Below are 17,038 nucleotides of genomic sequence, written 5' to 3'. Positions count from 1 at the left end.
AAGGCCGGTCCCCGCCCTCGATACGCTACCCGAGGGAATGTCCGATGCGGCTCGGCCTGCCGGCATCGGACCTGTTATCTGACACGCGTTGGTTGAGCGGCGACTGAACGATGAAGTAATCGGCGGTTCAGCCATCTTCCCCCTTCCGGTCAGCGTCGCGACTGCCTAGAGCCGCTGCGATGCGCATTTTTTTCGCGGTCCTGCTGCTCCTTCTGTTGCTTCCCGGCTATTCGGGGATGCCGGGTCCATCCCGATACGAACCCGATATGCGCGTATCGGCCCGCCCGGTCGCGCTGTTCCCCGGTTCGCCCGAGCGCCGCACGATCGGTGCGCTGCGCTATCTGGGCGGGGTGGTGCTGGAAAGTCCGGACCCGGCATTTGGCGGCTATTCGTCGATGCGCCTGCGCGACGGGCGCTTCACGATGCTCAGCGATACCGGCAACTGGATAGCCTTTCGCCTTTCCGGTGCGCGTGTCAGCGACCTGACCAGCGGCAGTTTGCCCGGCGGGCCGGGGACCGGCTGGCAAAAGCGCGATCGCGATTCCGAATCGCTTGCCGCAGGTCCCGGTGCCGGACCGTTATGGGTGGGCTTTGAAAATTCGAATGCGATCTGGCGCTATAATTCGCTTGGCGGCAAGGCGACCGGGCATGTCCGGCCCGATGCGATGAAGCACTGGCCAATGGGTGGTGGGCCTGAATCGCTGGTCCGCCTTTCCGACGGCAGGTTCATCACCATTTCGGAAACCGGGCATTGGCCGAAGGCAAAGGGACGCGCTGCGATCTGCTTCAGCGGCGATCCGGTTGAATCGCCTGGTCGCGGCTTTCGCTTCGCCTATCGTCCGCCAGCGGGCTATGATCCCAGTGACATGGCGCAGCTTCCCGATGGGCGGTTGCTGGTGCTCAACCGGCGGTTATCGCTGCACGGCGGCTTCAGCGCGAAGTTAACGCTGATTGACCTTGATCGCGTGCAACCGGGAAGGATGGTTTCGGGCAGCGTGATCGCCACGCTGGCCAAGCCCGCCTTGCACGACAATTTCGAAGCGCTTGCCGTGACGCACGAAAAGGGACGGATCGTCGTCTGGATCGCGTCCGACGACAACCAGTCCCTTTTCGAAAAGACCTATTTGCTGAAATTCGCGCTTCAAATGCCGCCCCGCTGACAGGCGCGGCGAAGCGCGACGATTTCAGGCCGCCGCCTGCTTGCCCGCCAGCGCCTTGCGCACGTCGCGCTTCAGGCGGCGCGCACGCAGCGACAGCGAATCATCGCTGGTCTTCATCAGCCAGTTGTCCAGCCCGCCGACATGCTCGACCGAGCGAAGACCATGCGTCGACACGCGCAGCTTTACGCTCTTTTCAAGCACTTCCGACATCAGCGTGACATTCTGCAGATTCGGCAGAAAGACCCGCTTGGTCTTGTTGTTGGCGTGGGAAACATTGTGACCCACCTGACGGCCCTTGCCGGTCAGTTCGCAAATGCGCGACATCGCTTTTAATCCTGAATTTCGGCCATGATCGGGACTAAGCCCGGAAAGTTGGGGCGGATAACCGTAATGCGCCGCTTCGTCAACCGCCACGAAGATCGGGAGGCGCAACGATTGGCCCGCATTCCGCGTTATTACGATACCGATTTGATCGTGGTGCGACAAGTTTCAGGGAGATTGCGATATGATTCGCGCGATACTGGTTATTCTCGGCCTTGCCGTTCTGGTGCTTGTCGCCATGATGGCGTTCGGCATGATTTCGCTTCAGCAGACTGAAGGCGGTTCGCTGCCACGGGTGAATGTCGAAGGCGGCAAGGCACCGGAGTTCAAGGCCGATGTCGGCAATGTCCGGCTGGGAACGAAGGAAAAGACTGTCGAAGTACCGACGCTTCAGGTTCAGAAAGCCGAAGGCAGCAACCAGCAGGCCAATCAGCAGTAAGATGTCGGGGCTGGCGCGACGATCATGATCGCGTCATAGCCCCTTTATATGTTTCCCTTGCCGTTCCCGATGCGTGCCGCGCTCGATGCCGCGCGGCAGGCCGCAAAGCGGGGAGAGGTGCCGGTCGGGGCAGTGATCGTGCGCGACGGCGCGATCATCGCCACCGGGGGGAACCGCTCGCGTGCGGATGCCGATCCGACCGCGCATGCCGAAATCGTGGCGATTCGGCAGGCAGCGGCGTTCATCGGCTGCGACCGGCTGATCGATTGCGATTTATGGGTAACGCTCGAACCGTGCGCCATGTGCGCGGGGGCGATTGCGCACGCCCGGCTTCGCAGGCTTTATTACGGGGCGGCCGATCCGAAGGGCGGTGCAGTGGAGCACGGGCCACGTTTCTTCGAACAGCCCACCTGCCACCACCGGCCGGAAATTTTTCCGGCAATCGGCGAGGGCGAAGCCGCCGCGCTGCTGCGCGAATTTTTCGCCCGTCGCCGGTAAGCGGGCGCGCAAGGACATAACCTCCCGCGCCCGCCATGCGGTCAATATCCCTGTTGCACATCCTGTTGGGTGACCGGGACCAGCTTGATTTCCACCCGGCGGTTCGCGGCGCGGCCTTCCTCGGTATCGTTCGACGCGATCGGTTGGGTCTCGCCATAGCCGCGGGTGCCGATGCGCGCCGCCTGCACGCCATGGCTGCTCAGATAGTCGGCGACCGATTGCGCGCGGCGTTCGGAAAGCGCCTGATTATAGGAATCGCTGCCGGTCGAATCGGTGTGGCCGTACACGTCCACATATGTCTGGTCATATTGGGAAAGCGTGCTCGCAACCTGGTCCAGCGTAGAACGGAACTGCGGCTGAACATTCGCGCTGTCGGTGGCGAAGGTGATGCCCGAGGGCATACGCAACAGCAGGTCGTCGCCTTCGCGAACCACTTGCACATCGGTTCCGGCGGTGCGCTGACGCAGTTCCTTTTCCTGCTTGTCCATATACGCGCCGATGGCGGTGCCCGCGATGCCGCCGATGCCGGCGCCGACGATCTTTTCGGTACGGTCGTTATGGCCGCCGACCAGATCGCCGAGCAGATACCCGCCCAGCGCGCCGCCGACGCCGCCGATCGCCGCCTTGGAAATATGCTGCTGACCCGTAACGGGGTCGGTGACGCATGCGCTGGTGGCAGCCAACGAAGCGATCGCGCCGGTAAGGAGCAATTTGGAAACAATGCGCATGAAACAGGCCTCCCTTTTTCAAAAACCGTGACAGCAAAAACGCCGCCCTTGCGGGGCTTGTTCCGCATGCGACCTGAACCTTGGCTGTCGCAATGCGGGGCTGGGCGAGCGTAGCTGTTGTGTCGCGTGCCAAGTTGGCGCTATGGTCTGATGACGACACGCCAATGGACGCGCCTTCTCCCTTCCCCTGGATCGACGTGGTGATCATCCTCGCGCTGATCGCGCTCAACGGCATTTTCGCGATGTCGGAGCTTGCGATCGTCTCGGCGCGCCGCGCTCGGCTCGATGCGATGGCGCGCGCGGGAAAGCGCGGCGCCGACACCGCGCGACAACTGGCCGAATCGCCGGGGAAATTCCTTTCCACGGTCCAGATCGGTATTACGCTTATCGGCATTCTTGCTGGTGCCTATTCGGGGGCCAGCCTGGGTACGCCGACCGCCGAACGGCTCCAAGCGCTGGGCGTGGCGGCGGATACCGCACAAACACTGGGCTTCGCGCTTGTCATCGGGCTGACCACCTATGTCTCGCTCATCATCGGCGAACTGGTGCCGAAGCAATTCGCGCTGCGCTCACCCGAACCGATCGCGATCCTTGTCGCGGTGCCGATGCTGTGGCTCGCGCGGATCGGCGCGCCGATCGTATGGGTGCTCGATTCGACCAGCGCGCTGCTCTTCCGCCTGATGGGCATGCGCCGCGAATCGGACAATCAGGTGACGGCCGAGGAGCTTCAGCTCATCGTCAGCGAAGCGACCAAATCGGGCGTGATCGAAGAGCATGAACGATCGATCATATCGGGCGTCGTGCGCCTTGCCGATCGTCCGGTGCGCGAGGTTATGACCCCGCGCACCGATGTCGACTGGATCGATGTCGATCTTGATGCATCCGAGATTCGCGCCGCGCTGCTCGCCACGCCGCATACCCGCCTGCCGGTGGCGGAAGGATCGGTCGATGCGGTGATCGGCGTGGTGCAGGCACGCGATATCGTTTCGGCGCTGTTCCGGGGCGAAGCGCTCGACCTGCGCGCGATCATGCGGCAGGCGCCGGTGCTGCCCGATCAGGTCGATGCGATGGATGCGCTCAACGCGCTGCGCGCCGCCGAAGTGCCGATGGGCTTTGTGCACGACGAATATGGCCATTTCGAAGGGATCGTGACGCCAGCAGACCTGCTGGCCGCGATCGCGGGCGAATTTGCGAGCGATGTCGATATCGGCGAAGCGCCCAACGTGATCGAGCGCGAGGACGGATCGCTGCTGGTGTCGGGGCAGATGCCGGTCGATTCGCTTGCGGACCGGATCGGGATCGATCTGGATGAGGATCGCGATTATGCCACCGTCGCGGGACTGGCGCTCGCGGTGCTGAAACATCTTCCCGATGAAGGAGAAGCGTTCAATGAACAGGGCTGGCGCTTCGAGATCGTCGATCTGGACGGGCGCAAGATCGACAAGCTGTTGGTGAGCGCGGTCGAATCGGAATGATCGCCGCGCCGCTCAGTTCGACTTGAGCATCTTACCCATCAATATGCGCGGCATGTCCTCATAGCCGAGCATTGCATAGAAATCGGTGACGCCGCGATTTGCGGGCCGGACCATCAACTGGACCTTCGCAACGCCATGTTCGCGCAGCCAGTCCTCGCCAGCCGCTACCAGCGTGCGTCCCAATCCCTGCGACCGGTACATCGGCGCTACGGCAACGTAATATAGCCAGCCGCGATGCCCGTCATGTCCGGCCATGATGCTGCCGACAATCCCGCCCTCGCACGTTTCCGCCACCAGCACGGTCGAGGAGGGGCCGTTCAGCGCAAAGGCGAAATCGGCCTGCGGGTCGTTATAATCGGTGGTGAGCGCACAGGCGCGCCATAGCGCCGCAACCGCCCCGACGTCGCTTTCCTGAGCGGGACGGACTGCCGGTTGCGGCGTCGTCAAACTCGTTCACCCCAGCTTGCCGAACTTCGCTTCATAGCCGGCACGGTCGCCTGCGGCGAGCAATGCTGCCTGTTCCTGCCAGCGGTCGCGGGCCATCCGGCCCTTGAAATTGCCCATTTCCGCATCAATGGCGGCCGCCTGTTCGGGCGAAAGCGCCGCCAGTTCGGCGAAACTGGTGATGCCCAGCTCGTTCAGTTTCGCGGCGACCTTTGGTCCCACCCCTTTGAGCGTGGTCAGCGTATCGCCTGCCGGGGCAGGGGCCAGGGGCGCGACCGGCGGTGCGGGAGGGGCGGGTGCTGCTGCAACCGGCTCGACCGCCGGTTCGGCGGGGACGGGCGGCACCGCGGATGGCACGGGTTGCGGTGTCGCAATCGTTTCGCCCCCTGCGACGGGCGGGGGGGCGGGCGCAGTCGGCGGCATATCCGGTTGCGTAGCAGACGGTTTTCCCGGCGCAGGCACAGCTTTATCCGAATCGACGCGTTGCAGCCGATCGTCCTGTTCCAGCGCATCGACGCCGTCTTTCCGTTCGCGTTTCAGCCGAGCACCCCACCACAAAGCGAGAATCGCCAGGATTGCAAAGATCACAATCAGGATCAGGTGCATGACGGTGAAGTCGGTCATCGGGGCATTTCCTCACGCGGTGGCATGCTGTGCAATTCGTCGTCGATCATCGTGCCCCCGCAACTGGATTTCAGTCCATGCATAACGCGATGATCCGTAGCGTCCACCCGTTGAATGGATCGGCCGTCGGGCGTGCTTCGTCCGCCCGCATTATTGAATGATTTCGTTTCGCCTTTTTGTCGGGCACCCGGCACAGCACGATAGGTCGGACCTTTAACGACCGGGCTCCGGTCACACGGTTTCGCGCTCAACCTCTCGCCAGCCGATATCGGTGCGGTAAAAGCCGGTGGGGAAATCGATGCTTTCGATCGCGCGATAGGTTCCGGCCTTCGCCTCGGCGACCGTAGCGCCAAGCGCGGTGACGTTCAGCACGCGCCCGCCGCTGGCAACCAGGTCGCTTCCTTCCTGTGTCGTGCCCGCCTGGAACACGCGCGCGCCGCTGGCCTCCGCCTCGGCAATGCCGCCGATCGCGCCGCCGGTTTCAGGGGTGGCTGGATAGCCCTTTGCCGCCATCACCACCGTCAGCGCGGTGTCGGATGAGAAAGCGGGAACGTCGCGGTCAGCCAGTTCACCCTTCGCCGTCGCCAGCATCAGGTCGAGCAGATCGTCCTCCAGCCGCATCATCAGCGTCTGGCATTCGGGATCGCCGAACCGGACATTATATTCGATCAGCTTTGGCCCCGTCGCGGTAAGCATCAGTCCGGCATACAGCACGCCGGAATAGGGTGAGCCGACCCGTGCCAGTGCGTCGATGGTGGGGCGAATAATCTCTTCGATCGCCTGCTTTTCCAGCGCGGCGCTCAGCACCGGCGCGGGGCTGTAGGCACCCATTCCGCCGGTATTGGGGCCGGTATCGCCATCGCCGACCCGCTTGTGATCCTGCGCCGATCCGAACGGCAGGATCGTCGTGCCATCGGTGAGGACGAACAGGCTCGCTTCCTCGCCGGTAAGGAATTCCTCGATCACTGCCTGCCCGCGCTTGCGGTCGAACAGGGCGGCGACGGCCTCTTCCCCCTCTTCGGGCGAATAGGCGATCGTAACGCCCTTGCCCGCGGCAAGGCCGTCCGCCTTTATCACCACGGGCAGCCCGAAATCGGCCAGCGCGGCGCGCGCACCGTCGATCGATTCGACCCGAACATAGCCGGCGGTGGGAATTTTTTCGCGACGGCACAGGTCCTTGGTAAAGCCCTTCGATCCTTCAAGCTGCGCGGCATCGCGCCCGGGCCCGAATACCGGGATGCCCATGGTGCGCAGATTGTCGGCAAGCCCGCCGACCAGCGGCGCTTCCGGACCCACCACGACGAACTCGATCGAATTGCGCAGGCAGAAATCGATCAGTCCGCGATGGTCGTTCGCCTGGATATCGACGCATTCGGCATGATGTGCGATGCCGGGATTGCCCGGCGCGGCATAAAGCTTCGTCAGTGCAGGCGATTGCGCCAGTTTCCACGCGAGCGCATGTTCGCGCCCACCCGATCCGATCAGCAGGACGTTCATGCCCGATTTTCCATTCGATTCACCATCGTCACGACTGGTAGCCGAGGACATGCCCGGCGACAATGCAATGGCGGTCACGGTCAGCGAATTATCCGGACGCCTCAAACGCATGGTGGAGGGCGAGTTCGGCAATGTGCGCCTGCGCGGTGAAATATCGGGGTTCAAGCGCGCGGCGTCGGGTCATTGCTATCTTGCGCTGAAAGACGACAAGGCGGTGATCGACGGCGTGATGTGGCGCGGCACGGCGGCACGCGTCGCCTTTGCCGCGCAGGATGGGCTGGAGGTCGTGGCGACGGGCAAGCTGACCACCTATCCGGGCCGATCTAAATATCAGATCGTGATCGAATCGCTCGAACTGGCGGGCGAGGGCGCGTTGATGGCGCTGTTTGAAAAGCTGAAGGCGCAACTCGGCGCGGAAGGGCTGTTCGACAGCGAGCGCAAGAAGCGGCTGCCCTTCCTGCCGCGCACCATCGGCGTCGTGACTTCCCCCACCGGCGCTGTGATTCGGGACATTCTTCACCGGCTGGAGGATCGCTGCCCCAGCCATGTCGTTGTCTGGCCGGTCAAGGTGCAGGGGGAGGGCGCCGCGCAGGACGTGGCGCGGGCGGTGCGCGGTTTTTCCGCGTTGGACCCCAACGGGCCGGTGCCGCGCCCCGACCTGCTGATCGTCGCGCGCGGCGGCGGATCGATCGAGGATCTTTGGGCCTTTAACGAAGAGGCGGTGGTGCGCGCGATCGCCGCCTGTTCGATTCCCGTAATCTGTGCCGTGGGGCACGAAACCGATACCAGCCTGGCCGATCATGCCGCCGATCTTCGCGCGCCTACCCCGACGGCGGCGGCCGAACTGGCGGTGCCGGTGGTCGCGGATCTGCGCCACACCATCGCGACGATGGCAATGCGCGCCGAACGCTGCGCCCGCCGCTATCAGGAGCGCGGGCGCGAGCGGCTCGATTCGCTGGTCCGCGTGCTGCCGAAGCGCGATGCGCTGCTCGCGCCGCAGCGCCAGCGCACCGACGAGCTTGCCCAGCGGCTGGGATTGGGGCTCGAACGCCGCCTGACCGTCGCGCGCCGCCGGCTGGATCAGGCGGGCGGTGCGCTTCGTCCGGCGATGTTGGTGCAGCGGCACGCAACGGCCAGTGAGCGGCTGAACGCGGCCAGCCGGATGCTCGATACGGTAAACCCCGACAATCTGCTCAAACGCGGCTATGTCCGCATCGCATCGCGCATCACCGGGGAGGTAGTGACCAGCGCGGTGGAGGCGCGCGCGGCGGGCGCGCTGACTCTGAAATTCGCCGATGGCGATGTCGAGGCCAAGGTTGAGCGTGCGGGCGCGAAGCCCTACAACGCCCCCAAAACAGATCAGCCCAAGCTGCTGTAAATTACGTATGTGTGAGAAACGATGTTGATGTCCCATCTGCCGCGCGCGGCGAAACTTCATTACATGGCCAACAGCTTCCGGGTGCTTTCGCCTGGCGACCACGTTATTTGCGCGAAAAGCGGCGCGGCGATCCCGCTCGACGAACTGCGCTATTGGAGCGTGGCCGCGCAGGAGCCCTATGCCAGCGCGGAACTGTCCACCGAGGCGCATCTCGCGCAATGACGGTGAAGGGGGCAGGGCGTCTGGCGGCGGGCGCGGTGACGGTGGTGATGCTTGCCGGTTGTGCGGCGGTCCCGCCCCCGGTGAATCGCGCCGGGGAAGCGCCGGCGACACCGCAGGCCGCCGCCACGCCGGTCCCGCCGCCACCGCCCGTGGCGATCCGCGCGCCGATCGTCCCGGCAGACCGCGAATTTCACTATGACGGAAAGTTCATTCAGGGCGGCATGGTGCGCGGCAAGATTCCGTCGGGAACCCGTTCGCTGACCTTTGACGGCAAGACCATTCCGGTGGCCGATGACGGCAGGTTCCTTATCGCCTTTGACCGCGATCATGGCGAACAGGCGCTTCTTGTCGCCACGCTTTCCGATGGAAGCAAGGTCAGCAAGACGCTACCGGTCGCCAAACGCGCCTGGCGCATCCAGCGACTGAATCATTTGCCCAAGGTGTCCCAGCCGAGCGCCGAATTCCAGCGCCGCCGACCGAAGGAACTGGACCAGATTCATGCCGCACGCGCGATCGACACCGGATCGCAGGGCTGGCGGCAGGATTTCATGTGGCCAGCCACCGGCCGCATCTCCGGCGTGTTCGGATCGCAGCGTTTTTATCAGGGCGAACCCGGCGCCTATCATTCTGGCGTCGATATCGCGGTGCCGACCGGCACGCCGGTGCTCGCCCCCGCCGACGGCGTGGTTACGCTGGCGCAAAGCGATCCGTTCACGCTGGAAGGCAAGCTGGTGTTTCTCGACCATGGCATGGGGCTGAACAGCGTCTTCATCCATTTGTCGAAAATCGACGTTCACGAAGGCGACCATGTAAAGCGCGGGCAGAAGATCGCCGAAAGCGGTTCGACAGGCCGCGCCACCGGCCCGCACTTGCACTGGGGCCTGAAATGGCGAGACGCGCGCATCGACCCGATGCTGATCGCAGGCCCGATGCCGAAAAGGTAGCAGCCTGTGCGGGGCTATGTTTCCCGCAGATTTCCGTCATTTTTCTTTGGAAGCTGCTGCGTTCCAAGTGTGATATTTTTGTGACAGATTGTCTAAAAGATAAGTGTTTGGGTTAACATATCTTTTTGACACGAATGTTCCCTACTACCCTCTTGGTTTGCCGATAGGTTCTTTATTTGATGCCGTGTGGAAGCGGTCCAAAATACGGAACAATGTCGGAGTGCAGGCTTCACCGCGCATCGCACGGGGCGCGAGCGGTGAAGGCAACAGGGAGTTTATAATGACGTACAGCACCAACATTATGCGCAAGCGGTTGCGCGGTGGCTCTGCGCTGCATGCACTAGCGCTGTTCGGAGCCGGATTCAGCGCTATTGCAGGCTTTGCAAGCCCTGCTGCTGCTCAGAATGCCGTTGATTCCACGGCTCAAGATGGCCAGTCGGATGATAATTCCCAAGAGCAGCTGCCGGAACTTGATGAAGATAGTTTCATCGTTGTTACTGGCACACGTATCTCAAATCCCAACGTTGTATCACAAGTTCCGATAACGTCGGTGGATGTTCAGGCTCTGCAGGGAAACGACGTTACGCTGGGAGACACTCTGAACCAGCTGCCTTCGCTTCGCTCAACGTATAGCCAATCCAATTCAACTCAGTTTATCGGTACTTCCGGTCTTAATTTATTGGATCTTCGTGGCATCGGAACGACTAGAACGCTGACACTGGTAAACGGCCGCCGCGTGGTTACTTCAGTACCCGGTGAAGAAAGTGTGGATACGAACACGATACCCCCCGAATTGGTGGAACGTGTGGACATCATTACGGGCGGAAGTTCGGCGGTTTATGGTTCGGATGCCGTTGCAGGCGTTGTCAATTTTATTTTGAAAGACGACTATGAGGGCGTTTCTGCAAATGCGCAGGGTGGCGTATCCTCGCGAGGAGACCGTGGGACCTATTCGATCAATGTCTTAACAGGAACCAATCTTCTCGATGATCGCCTGAACATTACTGTCGGTGCTGGCTATGCCAAAGCTGAAGCTTTGTATTTTACCGATCGTGATTCCCAATATGGTGGATACTCTGGACGCAATCAGTTCAATAGCACCCAGAGTACACTTGGAGAGTCGTCCGAGGGCGACGGTATCCCAGATCGGTCGTTTCTGACCGGCGTACGTAATAATAATATTTCCAATGGTGGATTGATAACATCCAGCTGCCCCGTCGCGGTGGATGCAACCGACCCCGATTATGATTTGATCCAGTCCGTTCGCGCGCAAAATTGCACAGGTCTGTTTTCTCAAACCGGCAATCCTGCCACTGGCGCGGGCGAATTGGGCCGAACGTACGTTTTTGATTCGACGGGCGCGTTAATCCCCAATCCAATAACCACTGATCTTCGACCGTATGGATCTTCGAACTCGATTGGCGGGCTTGGTTCGACGTTGAATGAGACCAGCCAGCTCGTGCCATCATATGAACGTGCTAACGCTAGTCTGAACTTAAATTATAAAGCTTCTGAAGCTGCCCATTTCTTTTTCCAAGGAACTTATGTCGACATAAAATCTGTTCAATCCGGACAGCCGACGTTTTTTTACAACACTTTCAATATTAACAATCCATTCCTTACTAGCGAAAACGAGGCGCTACTTCGCAGTATATATGGTGCCGGACCAGACGAGGATTTCAATTTCGGGGCTTTTCGTTTCAATACTGATTTCGGTGGCCGTGGAGAACGGCATGATAGAAAGACCTACAATCTCGTTGGTGGTATCGAAGGAAAGTTCAACGACGACTGGCAGTATTCAGTTGCAGTAAGTTATGGTCATACAAAAACGTATTACCAGACAGCCGGAAACGTCTACCTGGACAAATATTATAACTCGATAGATGCTGTCCGTAATGATGCTGGGCAAATAGTATGCGGAATAAATGCGGATAGCGATCCGTCAAATGACGACCCCGCTTGTGTGCCAATCAATCTGTTTGGTGAAGGCGTGGCGCGTACGCAGCAGGCTGCTCTGGATTATTTCACTGTAGACTCCGAGCGTAGGGAAAAAGCTACGCTATTTGATGTCACCGCATATGTTTCCGGCGATAGTTCGCAGATTTTTGAATTGCCGGGAGGACCTATATCGTTTTCTATTGGTGGGGAGTATAGACGTGAAACCGCCTTTTCGGCATATGATGATCTGACAAAAAGCGGCGTAACTTTCCTGAATGCATTCGACGATTTCGATCCACCATCGCTCGAGGTCAAAGAAGCTTTCGGAGAGCTTTCAGTACCATTGCTTGCTGACATTCCGTTCGTTCAAGAGCTTACATTGAACGCGGCGGGACGGGTGTCTGATTATAATGTTGGCAAAACCGGGACAGTTTTTGCGTGGAATCTTGGTGGCACATGGTCGCCTATACGCGATCTCAGATTCCGCATGGGATATGCAAAGTCTGTGCGAGCACCATCTCTGGCTGATCTTTATTCCGCCGCTGCTCAGGATTACGCGTTGATTACGGACCCGTGCGGTCAGGAAAACATTAATAACAACCCCAATCGAGTGGCAAACTGTGCAGCTGATGGCGTTCCGACCACAGTAGTTGACCCTGCTTCAGGCGATACTCTTCCTTTTACCAACGTGCCTGGATCCAGTATTGTAGGTATTTCAAGCGGAAACCCTAATCTTGAAGCTGAAACGGGATATAGCTTTACTATTGGTGGTGTGTATCAGCCTCATTTTATCCCTGGTTTAAGTATCAGCGTTGATTATTATAATATCCGCCTAGACAACGTTATTTACACACTTGATGCTCAAACCCTTATAGATCAGTGCTATGATTCTCCGTCTGGAATAAACAATCAATATTGTGCAGCAGTATTTAGAAATGCGGACGGCACTTTTGCAGGGCAGTCAGATAGAGTTATCAACGGAACGACATATGTGCTCAATCCGACTGGTAATTCTTTTCAAGAGGGCGGATTCAACTTTGCGCGCCAACAAACGACCGGAATTGATTTTGACGTTCTATATAATTATACTTTTGATACAGGCATAAAAATATCAGCTCATGGTATTTTAGGGTATGTAATCAAGAAAGATAATTACACGGATGTTGACGATCCTACCTATATAGATCGTCAACTCAGTGAGCTTGGAGATCCGGTATATTCCGCAACGTTTATCGGTAATGTCGACTTTGGACGCTTGGATATTAATTACACAATGCGGTACGTGGGTCGACAAACTGTGGGTGATTACGAAACTCAGCATTCGTGGCAAGGTCGTCCGGCTACCAATCCTGATGCATATCCCGTGGTTTATTACCCGGATGTGACCTATCACGATGTTCGCGTCGGATTTGATGTAATGGACGCGTTCCGCTTTTATGTCGGCGTAGACAATATTTTCGATAAGGACCCGCCATATGGGCTTTCGGGAACTAGCGACAGCGCGATCTATGACAATATAGGCCGGTCATTCTATGCTGGCGTTCGTTTAAAGCTGTAAACCACTGATTTGATCCGCGTTAAGCGCATTGGTCGCTTCAAAGCGGCCTGAAACTCCAATAAGGAGGGTGTCTTCGCTGGCATCCTCCTTTTTCATAAACAGGAAGCCAGGACGCAAGTAATCGGCAGGGTACCGCGACGATAAAGGTCAGGATGATCGTTGCGATGGCCTTCATAGGTCGAGAAGGTCAGGCTGCGCTGTAGAATTCAGAATAATTTTAACGTGCTGGATGTCGCTCCAATGTCTGGCGGGATCCCGTCGCGTAATTTCACGCAACCTGTCGCTGTGGCAAATTCGATACAGTCGGCGGCCAAAGAGCGAAATGTTACGCTTCCGTGTCCTTTACATGGGGGCCGCGTCCGTTCATCAAGCCGCAATGTCGACTTTCCGCGCGCAGCACTCGCGGGTTGCTCGGCCAGGGAAATATCCGTTGGGGAATCGCGAATGCGGACCCTGGCGGATCAAAGTGAGGGATCAATCCTGTGATGACCAATAACATTCTCAACCGCAAAAGGTTGCGCGGCGGCACGGCGCTTCAGGCGCTTGCGTTGCTCGGAGCCGGCGCAATCCTGACTGTGGCCAGCCCTGCCTTTGCGCAAACAACGCAGAGTTCACAGTCGGACGATGACGCCGCTACGGCGGGGCCGGCTGGCACGAACACCGGCCAGACGGCGCAGGACGCCTCCGCTGTTCCGCAGAGCGATGCTGGCGCCGCTCCGGAGAGCGAAGATCTGGTTGTCACCGGTACGCTGTTCCGCAATCCCAGCGCCGCTACGGCTTCTCCGGTCACTACGCTCACTGCGGAAGATCTCGACAATCGCGGTATCACCACGGTTGCCGATGCGGTCCAGACGCTTTCGGCGAACAATGCCGGTACGGCCCCGCCAAGCTGGTCGGCTTTCGGATTTGCGACGGGCGCGAGCGCGCCGTCGCTGCGCGGTCTGAACGACGCCTATACGCTTACCGTGTTCGATGGTCTTCGCAGCGCGCCTTATCCGCTCGCGGATGACGGTTCGCGTAACTTCGTAGACATCAACACAATTCCGGATTCGATTGTCGATCGCGTTCAGGTGCTGCAGGATGGCGCTTCGTCAACCTATGGCGCCGATGCCATCGCCGGCGTCATCAACGTCATCATCAAGAAGGAAATCGTCGGGCTCCACGCCAATGCTTCGGCAGGCATTTCGGAATCGGGCGATGCGGGTGAGCAGCGCCTCGACGCCACCTATGGCGTAGGCGATCTTGACAAGGATGGCTGGAACTTCTGGATCAACGGCGAATATCAGCACAATGACAAGGTGATGATGCGCGATCGGGGGTATCCGTACAATACCGCCGACCTCAGCAAGATCTGCGGTTCAAGCCTGGGTGGCAACGGCTATCAGCCCGGTCAGACGACCTGCATGTATAACGGCATCGCGAACGGTATTCAGGCCGATGGCAGCTATGGGGGTGTTGTCTCGACCGCGGTTCCTTTCGTGCAAGCATATGACCCCGAAACTGGCAAAGTAGTCGGCGCGGGCGCATATGAGATGCTCAATCCCGCAGCGGGTTGCGGTGCGCTCACCGCGATTAACCTGACCGCAGCGCAGCGTCAGAATGCAGATGGCAATACGGTCTATCCGGCCACTGTCTGCCAGCAGGATTTCCTGCATGACTATCAAACGTATAGCCCGGACATTCAACGTATCGGCGGCAATGCGCGTTTCACCGCCAATGTCGGTTCGCAGGCCCAAGCCTATGTGATGTTCAACTTCTATCAGGTGAAGACCGATCAGAGCAGCACGCCGCTGTCTTTTGAAGGGCAGACCGCCGCTGGTGGAACGCGTGCGGTGCTCAGCCCGCTGCTGCTCCCGGTATATGTCTGTTCATCGGGCGTCGATTGCGACACTGCAGCGGACCGGCAGCTGAACCCCAACAATCCCTATGCTGCAGACGGGAATGAAGCCCGCATCATCGCCCGCTTCCCGGAAAATCGCCGTACCGAAACGACCGCGAATACCTATCGCGTTTCGACCGGTATCGACGGCAGCTTCGGAGATACCTGGGGCTACTCGCTGGCTTATACGGCGTCGCGCGTTGAACTTGATGTCGATCAGTATGGCTTTATCAACGCCGGTAACCTGCTCGACGTGATCAATGACGGTTCGTTCAACTTCGTTGATCTGAGCGCAAATTCGCAGCAAATGCTCGATTACGTCGCGCCGCCGAGCCACAATAGTTCCTATTCGGTGCTGCAGGAAGTGCATGGCGTCCTGTCGAAAGAACTTTTCACGCTTCCCGGTGGTCCGCTTCAGATCGCGATCGGCGGTGCCTATCGTTATGAAGCGATCCATAATCCAAGCGCCAACCCCGCGAACGAAGAAGATCCGTATGATCGCTATTATTCGATCAATGCGGTTGGCGTGGAAGGCAGCCGCAACGTCAAATCGGCGTTTTTCGAAGTCAACGCGCCTGTACTGGACTCGCTCAATCTGAAGGCGTCCGGTCGCTATGACAAATATTCGTCTGGTCAAAGCAACTTCTCGCCGAAATTTGAAGCGCAGTTCCAGCCAATACCTGAAGTCAAGATTCGTGGTACCTATTCGCGTGGTTTCCGCGTGCCGAGCTTCAACGAAGCCTATGGCCTCCCGACCACCGGCTACATAAACACTGCTATTAATACCGATACCGATTATGGTAAGGCATTCGTTGCCGCACATGGCGGAAACTCCTACGCTACCGGAAGTTATTCCTACGGCTTGACCTCCACAGGCAATCCTGGGCTTGATCCTGAAAAGTCTCGCTCCTTCACTGCGGGCGTTGTGCTTACGCCGACGCCTCGGGTGACATTCACCGCTGATTATTGGAACATTAAAATCAAGAATCAGATCAGCGGTGCGAATTACACTGATGTTTTGGAACAATATTATTCGAACAACGGTGTTGTGAATATTCCGGGCATTACGGTGACGCAGGGTATTGCTGATCCGGAACATCCGGACGCTTTGCCGTTGATTGGTGAGATTCAGTACAGCTACCAGAACGCAGATTCTTCAAAGGCGTCTGGCATTGATTTCACCGGTACGACGCATTTTAATATCGGCAATGTTCGATGGACAAGTTCGGTTAACGCGTCTTATCTGATCCATCTCGGTAAAACCCTTGAAGGTACCGCCTATGAATACGCGGGAACGCTAAGCCCTTGTGATGTCACATCGTGCTCGGGTGCGCCGGAATGGCGCGGCAATTGGGTCAATACTTTTGCGTTTGATGGTGGAACATCGTTTACGATTACTGGCAATTACTCCGGTGGTTACGATCTCGCTTCGATCGATTACGGTGGCGTAAAGGGCGACTGCCTCGACAGCCTGACCGTTTCTGTCGTGACCTATGAAGATGGTGTGACACCGGTGAAGTGTCGAGTCGGGAGCTTCATCAGCATTGACCTGCACGTGAGCCAGGAAATCAACGACAGCTTCACGATCTATGCAGACATGAAGAATGCGTTGAATGCCGATGCGCCGTTTGACCCGAGTGCAGGTTACAGCCTGTATCAGTTCAATCCTGCATGGGCTTCTTCCGGCTTTATCGGTCGCTATTTCCGTGTGGGCGCCAAGGTCGACTTCTAAGACTGAGGTACCAAAAGACAGGGCGGCTCCTTTGGGAGCCGCCCTTTTTTTGTCCAACGAAGCTGCCGCTTCTTGTCTGAGCCCCTAGATTTCCTCCATTGATAGGTAGAGTCCGGCCCTCGAGAAGGAGTACGGACGAGATGAAGCGGAGCAGGTTCAGCGAGGAGCAGATCATTGCTGTTTTGAAGGAGCAGGAAGCTG

14 protein-coding genes are annotated in these 17,038 nt (G+C 58.7%); 9 read left to right on the top strand and 5 right to left on the bottom strand.

Annotation, left to right across the window (positions count from 1 at the left end; translation table 11 throughout):
• Window positions 1-179 precede the first annotated feature (179 nt).
• Entirely contained in the window at window positions 180-1,160 is a 981-nt protein-coding gene (locus KY084_RS08810; RefSeq protein ID WP_219238096.1) for an esterase-like activity of phytase family protein, read from the top strand.
• A gap of 24 nt (window positions 1,161-1,184) precedes the next feature.
• Here the strand turns inward: KY084_RS08810 and rpmB are convergent, their stop codons facing one another.
• Window positions 1,185-1,484 carry a 50S ribosomal protein L28 gene (gene rpmB, locus KY084_RS08805; protein ID WP_219238095.1) on the bottom strand — a complete coding sequence of 100 codons (300 nt, stop codon included), beginning with the start codon at window positions 1,482-1,484 and terminating at the stop codon, window positions 1,185-1,187.
• Between the two features lie 181 nt (window positions 1,485-1,665).
• Between rpmB and KY084_RS08800 the strand changes: the two genes are divergently transcribed.
• Window positions 1,666-1,920: a hypothetical protein gene (locus KY084_RS08800; protein WP_246587012.1), complete on the top strand. Its 255-nt coding sequence runs from the start codon at window positions 1,666-1,668 to the stop codon at window positions 1,918-1,920.
• A 48-nt stretch (window positions 1,921-1,968) separates the two neighbouring features.
• Window positions 1,969-2,418 (top strand): nucleoside deaminase, encoded by a 450-nt coding sequence (locus KY084_RS08795; protein WP_246587011.1) that lies wholly within the window; start codon window positions 1,969-1,971, stop codon window positions 2,416-2,418.
• A 41-nt stretch (window positions 2,419-2,459) separates the two neighbouring features.
• Here the strand turns inward: KY084_RS08795 and KY084_RS08790 are convergent, their stop codons facing one another.
• Complete coding sequence (locus KY084_RS08790) at window positions 2,460-3,146, bottom strand: YiaD family glycine zipper/OmpA-like lipoprotein (RefSeq protein ID WP_219238094.1); 687 nt, start codon at window positions 3,144-3,146, stop codon at window positions 2,460-2,462.
• Window positions 3,147-3,310: 164 nt separating this feature from the next.
• Here KY084_RS08790 and KY084_RS08785 point away from each other — a divergent pair, with 164 nt between their 5' ends.
• Window positions 3,311-4,621 (top strand): hemolysin family protein, encoded by a 1,311-nt coding sequence (locus tag KY084_RS08785; RefSeq protein ID WP_219238093.1) that lies wholly within the window; start codon window positions 3,311-3,313, stop codon window positions 4,619-4,621.
• 12 nt (window positions 4,622-4,633) lie between these two features.
• Here the strand turns inward: KY084_RS08785 and KY084_RS08780 are convergent, their stop codons facing one another.
• The 3 genes from KY084_RS08780 to purD form a co-directional block, all read right to left on the bottom strand.
• On the bottom strand, window positions 4,634-5,068 hold the full coding sequence (locus KY084_RS08780; protein ID WP_219238092.1) for a GNAT family acetyltransferase: 435 nt from the start codon (window positions 5,066-5,068) through the stop codon (window positions 4,634-4,636).
• A 6-nt stretch (window positions 5,069-5,074) separates the two neighbouring features.
• Window positions 5,075-5,689 (bottom strand): helix-hairpin-helix domain-containing protein, encoded by a 615-nt coding sequence (locus KY084_RS08775; RefSeq protein ID WP_246587010.1) that lies wholly within the window; start codon window positions 5,687-5,689, stop codon window positions 5,075-5,077.
• A gap of 231 nt (window positions 5,690-5,920) precedes the next feature.
• Window positions 5,921-7,186: a phosphoribosylamine--glycine ligase gene (gene purD / locus KY084_RS08770; protein WP_219238091.1), complete on the bottom strand. Its 1,266-nt coding sequence runs from the start codon at window positions 7,184-7,186 to the stop codon at window positions 5,921-5,923.
• On the opposite strand from purD, the gene xseA reads away from it, so the two are divergent.
• The 5 genes from xseA (at window position 7,185) to KY084_RS08745 (ending at window position 16,837) form a co-directional block, all read left to right on the top strand.
• Window positions 7,185-8,564: an exodeoxyribonuclease VII large subunit gene (gene xseA, locus KY084_RS08765; protein ID WP_219238090.1), complete on the top strand. Its 1,380-nt coding sequence runs from the start codon at window positions 7,185-7,187 to the stop codon at window positions 8,562-8,564. The genes purD and xseA overlap by 2 nt on opposite strands.
• Before the next feature lie 21 nt (window positions 8,565-8,585).
• The gene (locus KY084_RS08760) at window positions 8,586-8,786 is read left to right on the top strand and encodes a DUF2093 domain-containing protein (RefSeq protein ID WP_219238089.1); all 201 of its coding nucleotides are present in this window, start codon (window positions 8,586-8,588) and stop codon (window positions 8,784-8,786) included.
• On the top strand, window positions 8,783-9,730 hold the full coding sequence (locus KY084_RS08755; RefSeq protein ID WP_219238088.1) for a M23 family metallopeptidase: 948 nt from the start codon (window positions 8,783-8,785) through the stop codon (window positions 9,728-9,730). Before KY084_RS08760 ends, KY084_RS08755 begins: the two co-directional genes overlap by 4 nt.
• A gap of 280 nt (window positions 9,731-10,010) precedes the next feature.
• Window positions 10,011-13,226 (top strand): TonB-dependent receptor domain-containing protein, encoded by a 3,216-nt coding sequence (locus KY084_RS08750; protein WP_219238087.1) that lies wholly within the window; start codon window positions 10,011-10,013, stop codon window positions 13,224-13,226.
• Window positions 13,227-13,711: 485 nt separating this feature from the next.
• Complete coding sequence (locus KY084_RS08745) at window positions 13,712-16,837, top strand: TonB-dependent receptor plug domain-containing protein (protein WP_219238086.1); 3,126 nt, start codon at window positions 13,712-13,714, stop codon at window positions 16,835-16,837.
• The last annotated feature ends 201 nt before the right edge of the window (window positions 16,838-17,038 follow it).

It is taken from the genome of Stakelama flava (genome assembly GCF_019351405.1).
Taxonomy (GTDB): Bacteria; Pseudomonadota; Alphaproteobacteria; order Sphingomonadales; family Sphingomonadaceae; genus Sphingomonas; species Sphingomonas flava_A.
The sequence above is the reverse complement of the archived record's forward strand: the minus strand, read 5'-3'. Positions and strand labels throughout refer to the sequence as shown.